The organism is Cohnella terricola, from assembly GCF_007786475.1.
GTDB classification, from domain to species: Bacteria; Bacillota; Bacilli; order Paenibacillales; family Paenibacillaceae; genus Cohnella; species Cohnella terricola.
Genome location: NZ_VNJJ01000003.1, coordinates 295,058 through 307,231 on the forward strand (window position 1 = coordinate 295,058; position 12,174 = coordinate 307,231).

9 protein-coding genes are annotated in these 12,174 nt (G+C 54.8%); 1 reads left to right on the plus strand and 8 read right to left on the minus strand.

Features of this window, described 5'->3' with window-relative positions; genetic code table 11:
- Positions 1 to 97 precede the first annotated feature (97 nt).
- From FPZ45_RS07020 to FPZ45_RS07050, 7 genes are all read right to left on the minus strand, one after another.
- Positions 98 to 2,341, minus strand: a complete 2,244-nt coding sequence (locus FPZ45_RS07020; protein WP_144699823.1) for an alpha-L-fucosidase — start codon at positions 2,339 to 2,341, stop codon at positions 98 to 100.
- A gap of 217 nt (positions 2,342 to 2,558) precedes the next feature.
- Positions 2,559 to 4,088, minus strand: a complete 1,530-nt coding sequence (locus FPZ45_RS07025; protein ID WP_144699825.1) for an FAD-dependent oxidoreductase — start codon at positions 4,086 to 4,088, stop codon at positions 2,559 to 2,561.
- A 43-nt stretch (positions 4,089 to 4,131) separates the two neighbouring features.
- Positions 4,132 to 6,168 (minus strand): MMPL family transporter, encoded by a 2,037-nt coding sequence (locus FPZ45_RS07030; protein WP_144699827.1) that lies wholly within the window; start codon positions 6,166 to 6,168, stop codon positions 4,132 to 4,134.
- The gene (fabF, locus tag FPZ45_RS07035; protein WP_144699829.1) at positions 6,165 to 7,415 is read right to left on the minus strand and encodes a beta-ketoacyl-ACP synthase II; all 1,251 of its coding nucleotides are present in this window, start codon (positions 7,413 to 7,415) and stop codon (positions 6,165 to 6,167) included. Before fabF ends, FPZ45_RS07030 begins: the two co-directional genes overlap by 4 nt.
- Before the next feature lie 24 nt (positions 7,416 to 7,439).
- Positions 7,440 to 8,570 (minus strand): NAD(P)/FAD-dependent oxidoreductase, encoded by a 1,131-nt coding sequence (locus FPZ45_RS07040; protein WP_144699831.1) that lies wholly within the window; start codon positions 8,568 to 8,570, stop codon positions 7,440 to 7,442.
- Positions 8,554 to 9,249, minus strand: coding sequence for a methyltransferase domain-containing protein (locus FPZ45_RS07045; protein WP_425456970.1), 696 nt, complete (start codon positions 9,247 to 9,249; stop codon positions 8,554 to 8,556). Before FPZ45_RS07045 ends, FPZ45_RS07040 begins: the two co-directional genes overlap by 17 nt.
- A 44-nt stretch (positions 9,250 to 9,293) precedes the next feature.
- Positions 9,294 to 10,391, minus strand: a complete 1,098-nt coding sequence (locus tag FPZ45_RS07050) for a type III polyketide synthase (protein WP_144699835.1) — start codon at positions 10,389 to 10,391, stop codon at positions 9,294 to 9,296.
- 195 nt (positions 10,392 to 10,586) lie between these two features.
- On the opposite strand from FPZ45_RS07050, the gene FPZ45_RS07055 reads away from it, so the two are divergent.
- Positions 10,587 to 11,603, plus strand: coding sequence for an FUSC family protein (locus tag FPZ45_RS07055; protein WP_246120348.1), 1,017 nt, complete (start codon positions 10,587 to 10,589; stop codon positions 11,601 to 11,603).
- On the opposite strand, the gene FPZ45_RS07060 is transcribed toward FPZ45_RS07055, so the two are convergent.
- Positions 11,564 to 12,169: a nucleotidyltransferase family protein gene (locus tag FPZ45_RS07060; RefSeq protein WP_246120349.1), complete on the minus strand. Its 606-nt coding sequence runs from the start codon at positions 12,167 to 12,169 to the stop codon at positions 11,564 to 11,566. The two genes, FPZ45_RS07055 and FPZ45_RS07060, sit on opposite strands and share 40 nt — an antisense overlap.
- Positions 12,170 to 12,174 lie beyond the last annotated feature (5 nt).

Consider the following 12,174-nt stretch of genomic DNA (forward strand, 5'->3'; position numbering starts at 1 on the left):
TGAAATCGCTCTGAAATCGTCGCGATTTGCGTAGTAATGCATTTTATAACTCGGTTGCTGATCGGACAATTCATTATTTTGGTTATTTGATGTTCAATTATTTGGCTTCCGAACTCGCGTTATCGTCTTCTACGACGATCTGCACAATCGAGTGCAATTGTAACCGTGGCAGCGAGATCGTTGCCCGCTCTCCGTCCCACGTCCATTCAAGATCGGCGCCTTCCGGCTGCAAAAAGATAGCGGACGGCTTGCAAGGTGGGCGAATCGTCAATTCGATGTCGTCGATCGGCGGAATCTGCTCGTTGTGGATCAGATAACCGGATCGTTTCTGCGCGAAGTAGTTCAGCACGTGCACGAAGAGCTCGTGCGTTCGTCCGTTTCGGCGCTCGTGCACGGCAAGCTCTACGTGATACGGCTTGCGCGCCGAGAGCATGCGTTTACTCGATGGATATAGATCCTCCAGGCAAGCGAACAGCCATTCCCGCGTTAACCGATGTCCTTCCAAGTAGTACAGCGCGAACGGCTCGCCGTTCATGTAAATTACCCGGCCTAGTCCATAATTTCGCGCCGTGATCGACGGAGCGACCGCCCGGTCTCCTGCGGGTGCAGCGCCGACCGTCGTGTAATTCTGCCAATCGGCGCGGGCTCGTCCGCCTCCGGGACGCCAGACATGCTCGTTCGGCGCGATTAGCTCCGCCAGCGTTTCGACGTCATCTCCAGTCTCAAGCTGCATCGCCTCTCCCCACACCTGCAGCTTCACTTCCCCGTAAGGCATGCTCGAACGCAATCTTCCTTCCGCTTCCCAATAGTGGATCGGCGCGGGCTGGACGCCCGTTCGTTTGACGCCGAGCAGCGCCGCGAACAAGTCGTCCGCGCGCCTTTCCCCGCTTTCGCTCCACAAACCGGAGCGTCCCGTCACGATTACCCGTCCTCCGTCCGCGACATAACGCTCCAACGCCGAGATCGTCTCCGCCTCCATCAGACACTGATCGGCTACGATCACAAGCGCTTGCCTGTGGAGCTGTTCTCTCAGCGTCGCCTCGTCATAGATGAGATGTTGGATGCCCGCCTCCGTCAATAGCATGGAAGCGCCGTCGACGCGATCGGGGCGCGCTCTCGACACCTCGCCCCATCCGCTGTCGCGGCCCCACTCAGCCCCGGCCGTCGGTCCTAACAATTGCGAAGGCAGGCTGGCCAGGATTGCGACCTCCGGAACCGCTTGCGTTCCTCGCGAATAGGTCTCCCGCTCTTGCACGAACGCGTAAACATCCTTTAGATCCTTATAGACAGCCGGTTCCAAGCTTCCGTCAACGTAAGGATTATCCGCGAAGAAGCACTTAGCCCCGACCGCGAGCTTCGTCGCCATCTCCAGCTTCCAATCTGTCGGCGAGCGCATCTGCCACTCTCCCCAACCGTGGAATCGCTCGTTCATATAGTCGAACGGCAGGCCTGTCGTTGACTGGTAGCGCCCTTCGCGACTGAAGATCACCTCGTGGTTTGCTCCGAAATGAACCGGATCGCACGAAAGCCAATCCACGCCCAATTCGCGCGGCGTCAGCCAGCGGACGAACCTTCCCTTCTCTGTAAGCGGGAAGCCCATAAAGTATTTGCCCGAATTGTTATCCGCCACAAGCGTGTCCGGAGATAGCGCTTTTACAGCCGAAGTCACTTGTGCGATGTACGGCGCGATCATGCCTCTGCGCCATAACCGCCACTGCACCCACTCGGGCGAATCCAATTCGCGGTCCGGCTCTGGCATCGGCCCTTTCGGCAGGTCTGCACCGAGCTGCTCCCGGTACAGCTTCCGGCAGTTCTCGCAATAGCAGGGTTGTTCGACCAGCCAACTCCCCCCGTCAAACCATACGGCGTCGGGCTGATGTTTGCTCACCGCCTCCTGTACGAGCGGGATATAGAAGCGTTCCAGAAAATCTGAGGAGATGCAAATATGCGAAGCATCCTGCGACAGCCAAGCTCCGCGCGGAAACGTACCGTCCTCTGCCACGCGCAGCCATTCCGGGTGCAGACGGCGCATATGGACACTGGAAAATACGTTCATATAGAGTATCGTTCGGATACCTGCTTCCTTCAGCGCTCGCACCATACGCCCGGTATAGTCGTTCTCCAGGTGCGGATGCGTCACGGCGATGTCCGACGGATAAAACGTATGTCCGTAGTGATCGTATGCAAACACTTCTACCGCCTGAACTCCCGCTTCCTTTAGCATCGTTGCCTGTCGCTTCGCTTCCTCTTCCGTTATCGCCGCGGCCACGCCGCCCATCCATTCCGGTTGATGGTTGTCCAGATGCAGCTTGCGATACGTATCGTTCATCCAATTGTTCATGTCCAGTCCCCCCTCGGTCGGCTCATCGAATCGTTTCTCGAAAAATGCCTTTCGATCTCATTCGATGATACCATCCAAACGGGTCTCCGTATTTGCCGCCTTATCCATCGACTTGACGATTGATCCGGCAGGTTGCTGATGATTATTATGATAACATGCCGCCGTCGATTGCATAATCGAAAAAAGGCGCCCACAGGGGCGTCTCTCTTCATTTCTCTTATGCTTTACCTGCTGGTTCAAGCCGGGCAAGCGGCTCTTTGGCCGGTCCTTCTATGACTTCCCCAGTATAGGAGAACCGTGATCCGTGGCAGGGACAATCCCATGTCCGGTCGCCATCGTTCCAGTTCGTCTCACATCCCAAATGGGTGCAAGTCGTGTCGACGAGATGGAGAACGCCTTCGGGATCCCGATACGCGCCGGCCCGCTTGCCGTTCACGCGCACAAGAGCTCCTTCGTTCTCGTTTAAGCTATCCGGACTTCGATAGACCATCTCCAGTTTACCGACAACCAGTTGTTTGGCAACATCCGCGTTACTCGTAATAAAGCTTTTGATATCCGGGTCCGCATGCAATCTCGAGGGGTCGAATAACTCGCGGTAACGGTCCTCCGCGCCCAATACCAGATTCGTAAGCAGATGCGCGGCGGCTGTACCGTTCGTCATCCCCCATTTTCTGTATCCCGTAGCGACGAAAATGTTATCCGTACGTGCATTGATCCGTCCAACGTAAGGGAGTTTATCCAGGGTCACCAGATCCTGGGTCGACCAGCGATAAGGGATATCCTTAACTCGGTACATGTAATCGGCGAATGCCTCGAGCGCCAAGTAATGATCGAACGTGCATGCGCTTTGTCCCGCTTTGTGCCCTTGGCCGCCGATCAGAATCAATGGCGAGTCCCCTTCGCGAGCGACTCGGATCGAACGTTTCGGATCGTCGGCGCTAATGTACATCCCACCGCCATATTCCCCTTCGATCCGAACCCCGAGCACATAGGAACGCTCGGCATGCATACGGGCGAAATAAAATCCTTTCCAGTCAAGAAAAGGAAAATGGGAAGCGCTTATCACATGCCTGCACCGAACGCGATGACCATCTTCCGTAACAACGACGGGCCTGTCGCCTTCTTCTACTTTCATGACGGTCGTGTTCTCGAAAATTTGCGACTCGGTGCGAACGACGCGGTCAATTAATGCCATTAAATACTTTAACGGATGGAATTGCGCTTGGTCGCGCATGACCAATGCACTTTTGATCGAGATCGGCAGATCGATTCGATCGGTTAAGTCTCCGGGAATTCCCAGCTTCTCGTACGCTCGGCGTTCGTTGGTCAATTGCGTAATTCCGTGATCCGATTGGGCGTAAATGTAGGCATGCTCGTTCTCGAGACCGCAAGAGATATTCTCCGAAGCGACCGTATTGCGGATAAAATTCAGAGCATCCCGGTTCGCTTCGTAGTACAAACGCGCTTGATCTTCGCCGAAGTGTTGAATCAACTCGTCGTAGATCACATCGTGCTGGGCCGTTATTTTCGCGGTCGTATGCCCCGTGGTTCCGTTCAGGATGCGTCCAGCCTCTAGAATGGCCGTCTTAACTCCCGCTTTGGAAAGCAAATATCCCGCGGTAATGCCGGTGATCCCCGCGCCGACGATCACGACATCGGCTTCGATATCCGATTGCAATCGAGGAAATTCCGGAAGCTCAACCGACGCCGTCCAATAGGACTGGGGAAATTGGGGAAGCTGTTTCATCGTGTTGCTCCTTTATCGTGCCATTTGGTTACCGATCATTAGGTTAGTTTCCCATGAATGGCAGCCACCAATTCCATTTCCCGAAATATTTCATCAGAGACGGCACGAGTACCATCCGGATGATCGTCGCGTCCAGGAACAAAGCCGTCGCGATACCGATGCCGAGCTGCTTGACCCCCGAGACGCCGGCAAGAGCGAACGGTGCCGTCACGGCGATCATGATCGTCGCCGCGGATACGATGATCTTGCCCGAACTCGCCATTCCTTCCCGGATAGCCTGTTCATGATCCCCCGTCTCCCGATATCTCTCATATATTCTCGACAGCAGGAAAATGCCGTAATCCATGCTGATTCCAAACGCCAATCCAAAAATAAAGACGGGAATCATGATCGCGATATCGGTAGGCTCCAGCCCGAATCTCCCCTCTTGGAAGAGCCACGACAAGATGCCGTAACTGGCGCCGATCCCGATCAAAATCATCGCTATCGCTTTTAGCGGGATCAGGAGCGAACGGAAAGCGGCGGCCAAGACAATAAAGTTGGAGACGATAACGAATAAGAGGACGTATTTCATGCGGGACTGAATTTCTTCATGCACTTCCTGATGATATTTCGGTTCCCCTCCGATTAACGCTCCGAAGGCGGCATAGCGAAGGGTATGCTCACGTACCCAATTCATGGCTTCCTTCGAGCTCTCTTTCCCCCGCAACCATACCGTCAGAAGCAAATGCCCATTGTCCATATTCGATTTTGCCGATTCAATTCGAAGAACCGCGGGATCTTGCTCGAGATCGCTCCGGATGCGCGTCGCCCGATTGCTTTCTACGATGACAAACGCTTGCGAAAAGCGATTCGTTTGAAGCTTGTCCGATACGGCTTCGGCTGCCTGTCGCGCTTCCCGCTCTTTCGGCAGCGATTCGGGGCCAGGCACGCCGACTTGCATCGAATGAATCGGATAGATGCAGATTGTGAGTAATAGTATCGCAAGAAAGGCCGCTGTCAGAGGCCGTTTCATCATCGTGGCAACGAAACCGCGCCAGAACTTCGTTCCTCCACCAGGAATGCTGCGACGAGTACGGTGAGAAACGAAACGTTGTCTCCAAACAAATAGAAGAGCCGGAACGAAGGTCAGATTAACAAGCAGCGAGATCGCGATCACCGCCAGCGTACCCAGAGCGACCGAATTGAAAATGGGCATGCGGATATAGAACGTTCCGATCAGCGCCAGAATGACGCATGCCGCAGATACCGCGACCGTTCTTCCGGAGGTCGCCATCGTTGCCATGATGGCTTGGGATACGCTCAATCGTTGGCTTTCTTCGCGATACCGGCTTACCATCAGCAGGGCAAAGTCGATGCATACGGCCATGCCCACCATCGGAATGACATTGTATACGAAGACAGACAAGGACAGTCCGCCATAATAGCCGATCCCGTACATGACGCCCATCGCCATGAGCACTGATATACCGCCGGCCGCAAGGGGAATCATGGCAGGCACAACCCCACCTAGCGCATAAGTCAATAATACGAAAGCGACCGGCAGGCCGATCCTTTCCGCTGCGGCCAGATCTTTCCCGCTCAACCGGTTTACGTCCTCTTGGACAACCGGCTTTCCGGTCATTCGGACCTCGATGCCGCTCGCATCCGAAATCTCTTCTCGTATTCGATCTAACGCCTTTTTCTTATCGCCGGAAGAACCGGGAAGAACGGAGACGACGGCAGGCACATATTCTGCGCGCACCTTCCTCGGCGAGCCTACCGGCGGTGAAGAGATCGTCACGCCGCCGATTCTCCCTATTCGCACCAAGACGTCGGAGACGGACGATTGAAAATCGATGTGCGGCAAGCTCTTCACGTTCTCGAACACGAGAACAATCGGCTCGTCCGGCATTTGAAACTCCCTGTCCAACATCTTCTGAACTTGAGCGTACTGCCCGTCGGTCGTAAGCCCGTGATCGCCGAGCACGCTTGGTAAACGCACGGCGAACGGGACGGAAATCGCCGTAACGAGCAGCCATAAAGCGATGACCCATGAGGAATGCCTAATCGATAAGGACGTCAATCTGCGGAAGATCATGCTCTGAACCGCTCGGCTTGCCCGAATATCAAAACGGCATTATGGCCGCCAAATGCAAAAGTATTGGACATAACAGCTTGAAGTGCCCCTCGCTTGGCCTCATTCGGCGTATAATCCAGATCCAGTTCACAGTCCGTCTCTTCGCAATGGATCGTGGGCGGGATGATTCCGTCCCTCAGCGCAAGAACGGATAATACCGCCTCCGCAGCGCCTGACGCGCCCAGAAGGTGCCCCGTCATCGACTTCGTCGAGCTGATACCGAGATCGTAAGCACGGGAACCGAATGCCGACTTTATGGCTCTTGTTTCCGTCAAGTCGTTCAAGACCGTGCTTGTCCCATGCGCGTTGATATATTGAATGTTTCCCGGAGTGAGAGAAGCATCCTCTAACGCGAGTGTCATCGCCCTCGCCCAATCGCTTCCGTCCGGGCGAGGTGCCGCGATGTGGTAACCTTCTCCGCAGGAGCCGTACCCAAGCAATTCGGCGTAGATGTCCGCTCCCCGGGCCTTGGCGTGATCCCACGCTTCCAGGACGAGTATACCGGCACCTTCTCCCATGATGAATCCGTCGCGCCGCCGATCGAACGGGCGGCAACCGTTCGCGGGGTCGGTCTGCTGTGATAAAGCTCTCATCGCCGAGAAGGAAGCCAATCCGATCTTGCATATCGGAGCTTCCGCTCCTCCGGCGATCATGATCTCGGCGTCGCCTCTCTGGATGGCTTTGAACGCTTCTCCGATCGACTGAGATCCGGATGCGCACGCCGCGGTCGTGCACCCCGTAATTCCTCTGGCTCCGAACCGGATAGCGACACGACTTGCCGCCATGTTAGGGAGGTACATGGTTAGAGCAAACGGCGAGACCCGCTCGTAACCATCCTGAATCGCCTCGCGCATTCCGGATTCGAACGTGTGGATACCGCCGACTCCGCTGCCGATCCATACGCCTGTGCGGAGCGGGTCCGCGTTGACGCCGAGAGTCAAGCCGCTGTCGCGAACCGCTTCATCTGCTGCGGCAAGCGCGAATTGGATGAAGCGGTCCGATCTTCTCGCTTCCTTCGCTTCCATCCAGTCTCGCGGCTCGAAATCGGCGACTTCCGCGGCGAGCTTGACCGGCAAATCCTCCGTCCGCGCGTCCGCTATCCTCCGGATGCCGGATACGCCGTTTATCGCGTTGCGCCAAGTGATCTCCTTATTCAGCCCGATCGGGGTTATACACCCCATTCCCGTAACCGCCACCCGTCTCTTCATTGGCAGCCTCCCCTTCCGCATTCACTATCGCAATCGGGTCGCTTGAACCAGCCTCTTCGCCGCGCCGGGCAAAATCGCCCCCATTCGGAACAACCAGGACGTCATAGACGGATTCGCGAGCAAGCTTTCCAGCAGACTTCCCCATTTGAGCGCGCCGGAGAACTGCTGTTTGAGCAGTTCGGAATAGGCTTTTTTCCATTCCTCGTATGTGCATTTGCCGCGTAAGTAGGAATCGGCCAGCGGAGCGCATAGCCGCACGGAACGCAGCGCCATGGACATGCCGTCCCCGCAGAACGGAGGAATGACTGCAGCCGCGTCGCCGATGCACGGAATCCCGTTCCATCCTCTCGGCTCGGGACGAATCTCGACCGGATATACGGTCGCGCGGGTTCCGGGTACTTCGATCGCCTGTTCCAATCTGCTTCGAAGAACCGGAATTCTGGCTGCGGCGCTTTCCATGATTCGACGAAGCACATCCGAACCGTCGCGCGGGAACAAGTCCGGAGTGAGCAGCGCCGCCACGTTCAAACGTTCTCCCTCGATCGGGGCGATACCGACATAGCCCCCTTGAAAAAAATAAAGATCGACTACAGGGTCCGAGTCCGATCCGACATAGTGAGATTTGATCCCCATATACACCCGCCGCGTGGGCCTACTTTTCACCTCGCGATAGCCACGCAAGGAGTTTCTTCCCCATGCCGCGATCACGGCCCGCGAATGCAGTCTCGTTCTCCCTTCTTTCGAAGAAAACTCGATCGCATGTCCGTTCGAAACCTCATTCACTGCCGTTACGGTTCCGGTATATGCGCGAACGCCTTTCTCCTGTGCAGACCACAGCAAGCGGGCGTCCAATGCGTGCCGACTGACCCCTCGGGCGATGCCGGATAACGGAATTTCTAGAGATATGCCGCGTTCCGTATGAAGACGAGCTTTGATAATCTGAGATGGCCGAAGGGAATTCACGGCTTCGGCCAATCCAAGCTCTTGCAACGTCCCGATGGATTCCGGGGACAGAAATTCCCCGCAAGCTTTATGACGAGGAAATTTGCTTTTCTCGATCAGGGCGACATCCCACCCTTTTCGGGCAAGCGCATACGCCATGCTGCTTCCGGCCACACCCGCTCCAATGACGACCGCATCATATTCCGTTTTCATCAAACTCGGCCTCCCGTCTCTTTGGAACGATCACGGCGTAACGAAATAGAGGCCTCCAACGGTATGTCATGTCCGTGTTTCCAAGCTGCCGCGAGAGACGGCGGAAATCTTCTCCTCGAAACCCGCGTGCTACGGAAAGCGGTCCGTCGTGCCGGATATACGGATTCCGCGATACGATTCGCGTGGCGATCCAGACCGCCGTCCACGGAATCCAATGCCGATGAATATCGTTGATAACGACCCCGATTCTCGAGAGAGACAGCATTCGGTTAACGATTGACGGCAGTTGGCCCGAAGGAAAGTGATGAACGAATTGCGAAGCGGTCACGATATCCGCCCGAAGCTCGGTCGGACGGAACAAATCCTGACGCACGAAATCAACTCGCGAATCAGTGCGGAACAGACGTTCCGCTTCCGTGCGCGCTTCCTCCGTCACGTCGGTTAGAACGATTTTCAGCTTCACGCCTCTTTTGTCCGCCCATTTTAACACCGAGAGATTGATGTCACCCGAACCGGAGCCGATGTCCAAGATGGTGAAGTCCTTCGGTTTGCCCGCATGTTTCCATAAATATTTAATGCCATAAAGTATTGGATTCTGGGCTCCGAATATTCGATTCAGCCTGCTTAAATGCCGGAACGCTTCCAGGAGCGATTCACCGCCTACTGAGAAGTCGTCCATATATTCCGGCTCGGTCGAACGTTGCCGAAGACCTCGGACCGGGTTCATGGATGAAAGGTAAAACGAATCATTTCGGCTGTCATGCCGGGTCCGAAGGCCACGGCGATTCCTTCTTTCATCCCTTCGTTTTTCTCAAGCTGTCTTTCTCTGATTTCCGCTAACACGAACAATATCGTTGCCGAGGACATGTTGCCATAACGGCGTAGAACGGATCTGCTGGCTTCCGTTTGCGAATCTTCGAGTCCAAATGCCGCGGATAGCGCATCGATGATCCCCCGGCCTCCGGGATGGATCGCCCATAATTCCGGCATTTCTTCGCAGCCCCAGAACAACTGTAAAGCTTCGGGGACTTCTCTTGCGATCAACCGCGGGATTTCCGGAGAAAGAAACAGGCGGAAGCCGTAATTCCCGATCGTCCATCTCATTTTGTCCGATGTATTTGGCAGCAGCAGCGCCTGCGTCTTGCGCAAGCCGAAGTTGCCCTCGTCTGCGGGGTCCGGCTTCCCGATGACGCAAGCCGATGCGCCGTCGCCGAAAAAAGCGGCGGCGAAGAGTTGTTCCCGTTCGAATGAAGGCTGAATATGTAAGGTGCACAATTCAACAGCAACGACGAGCACTTTGGACGACGGGCTGTTTCGAACGATCTCTTCCGCTTGCCGTATCGCGGTCAGACCAGCGGCGCACCCCATGAACGTCAGCGGAATTCGCCGAACGTCGGGACGAAGATCCAGCGGATCGATCAATTCCGCGTCAAGTCCCGGAAGGAACATCCCCGTGCAGCTTACCGCGATCAAATGCGTGATGTCTCCCGGCCGGCTCTTGCTATCCGCAAGTGCCTTACGGGCCGCTTCCGCCGCCAATACGACGGCCTCACGTTGGTAGATCGCCATGCGTTCTTCCGTCGTTGGAACGCCTGTATCTGCACCAGAGGGTAAATAACAGCAGCTTGCCGCAGGTTCCAATAACCGAGGATCGCAAGTATACCTTCGATCCACCCCGCTATGGCCGAATATTCGCTGTGCCCACCTGGCGTTATCCGGACTGCTCGCCAATGCATCGGACAAACGGCGGGACGCGTCTTCTTGATCAAGGCCATAAGCCGGAACGGCCGTACCTATGCCTACAATGGCTACATGTTCCAAGAAATCGGAGCCCCCTATCGGAAATTCGAATTTGGGCAAACGAACGCAGTCGAGGACAAGTCGATGTTATTTCACTATATGAGAGAATCTAGAATCGCATTCCTCAAGGGGGTAAAGGGTTCCCGTTATAAAAGAACTCCGATCATGGAATAATATTTCGCACCGGATCATGAAAATCTTGAAAGGACAATCGAAGTGAAAAATAAAATGATAGCGTTCATCTATCAAAGCGCCGTCGTATGGAAAATCCCTCTAGCTGCGGCTCTGTCCTGGCAAATCGCGGAATGGGCCGGTTCCAAGCATCCTTATTTAGCTCCACTGACAGTCATCTTGTCGATTCATGCCACGGTTAACGAGTCCTTGCAATTTGCTTGGCAGCGCGTCCTCGGTACGATTGCAGGCGTTCTTTTTACGGCTTGGATAGCACCTTACGTTGGATTGAACGCATGGAGTATCGCTCTCCTTCTATTCGCCGCGGGACTTGTCGCGAAACTGCTGAAATTGGATCACGCGATCCTGATCCAAGTCGCGCTTAGCATTTTATTCGTGATGTACTTTCAAAACAAGATGCCGACCTATTCGTTCGATCGGATACGCGATACCGTTATCGGGGCCGTCGTCGCCGTTGTGATCCAGATGATCTTGCTCCCTCCCGATTCCGTCGCCACAGCCAAAGACAAGATCATGCATTTTGCCGACCGTTTAATCCAACTATTTAATCTCGCCGCATCCTGGGTGGAGAACGGTTGTTCCCCTGACGGAGACCGAGGCATGCAAGCGGAATTGCAAACGTTATTTCAAAAGCTTCATCAAGCGACCATTGAAACTGAAAAAGCCGATCAAAGCTTAATTCACCATCCCTTCGCCCGCAAAAAACGCAATACTTTGAACCAATTAAAAAAACAATTGGACAAGCTTCGGCTAGGCTATGCGAATCTAACGGATATGATCCGGGTATTTACGAAATGGTCGGCAAGCGGCTCTTTTACGATAGAAGATCAACGGAACTGGAGCGGTCATCTGAATATGATAGCGGAGCTTGTGAAGGAATGGAGGAGTCCTGCGGCTAGCGATCTTGGAGCCCGTGTGTCCGCCCTGGGCATTAAAGCGCCTTCTCATTTAGCGAACAATCAATTCCGGCTTGCCCTGTATACGAATGCTGAACAAATCGTTCAAGATTTCCATAATGAGGTCCTTAACAGCGAACTATAGTCTTCCATCGTATCAACATCCCTAAAATAGTCCGGGTTCGCGAAGTCGACGTGAGCACCCGATCCCCCTTCTCGGATCAGATATCTAGCGCCCTGATCGCCTTGCAAACGCAGAAGCTCGGGAAACATTCGGCGATCGAAAATGACAGGCGGTCTTGCCAAGCCATTAAAGCTCGCGGCTGCGTAATCGATATTGCGCTCATCTTGACCGGCATAATAATGCCCCAGCAATTCGTCTATCATCATCGAAGAAACGCAGGGTTGGTCCGCTAACAAAATCATGACGGCACTCAAATCCGTTGACATTGCGGCCTCTACGCCGCACTTCAGCGATCGTGATTGTCCTGAACGGGCTTCAGGGCAGGAAACGACGGACCATTTCCGTTTGACCGGTTCCCGGTAAAATGCGCTGTCTATCCAATCCGCTTCTTCCTCGCCAGTTATGACCCATACATGTTCCAGTTGCGAGTTTAAGGCAGCGGCTAACGCATAATTGCCCAAACGCTTAGAACCGAGAGGGAGCCGGAGCTTATTCGTTCCCATACGCGTGCTTTGGCCCGCCGCCAAGTAGA

Bases quoted from the DNA above. Each gene is read 5' to 3' on its own strand.
- FPZ45_RS07025 (WP_144699825.1), bottom strand. From the start codon at position 4,088: ATGAAACAGCTTCCCCAATTTCCCCAGTCCTATTGGACGGCGTCGGTT.
- FPZ45_RS07030 (WP_144699827.1), bottom strand. From the start codon at position 6,168: ATGATCTTCCGCAGATTGACGTCCTTATCGATTAGGCATTCCTCATGG.
- fabF (WP_144699829.1), bottom strand. From the start codon at position 7,415: ATGAAGAGACGGGTGGCGGTTACGGGAATGGGGTGTATAACCCCGATC.
- FPZ45_RS07045 (WP_425456970.1), bottom strand. From the start codon at position 9,249: ATGGACGACTTCTCAGTAGGCGGTGAATCGCTCCTGGAAGCGTTCCGG.
- FPZ45_RS07040 (WP_144699831.1), bottom strand. From the start codon at position 8,570: ATGAAAACGGAATATGATGCGGTCGTCATTGGAGCGGGTGTGGCCGGA.
- FPZ45_RS07020 (WP_144699823.1), bottom strand. From the start codon at position 2,341: ATGAACAATTGGATGAACGATACGTATCGCAAGCTGCATCTGGACAAC.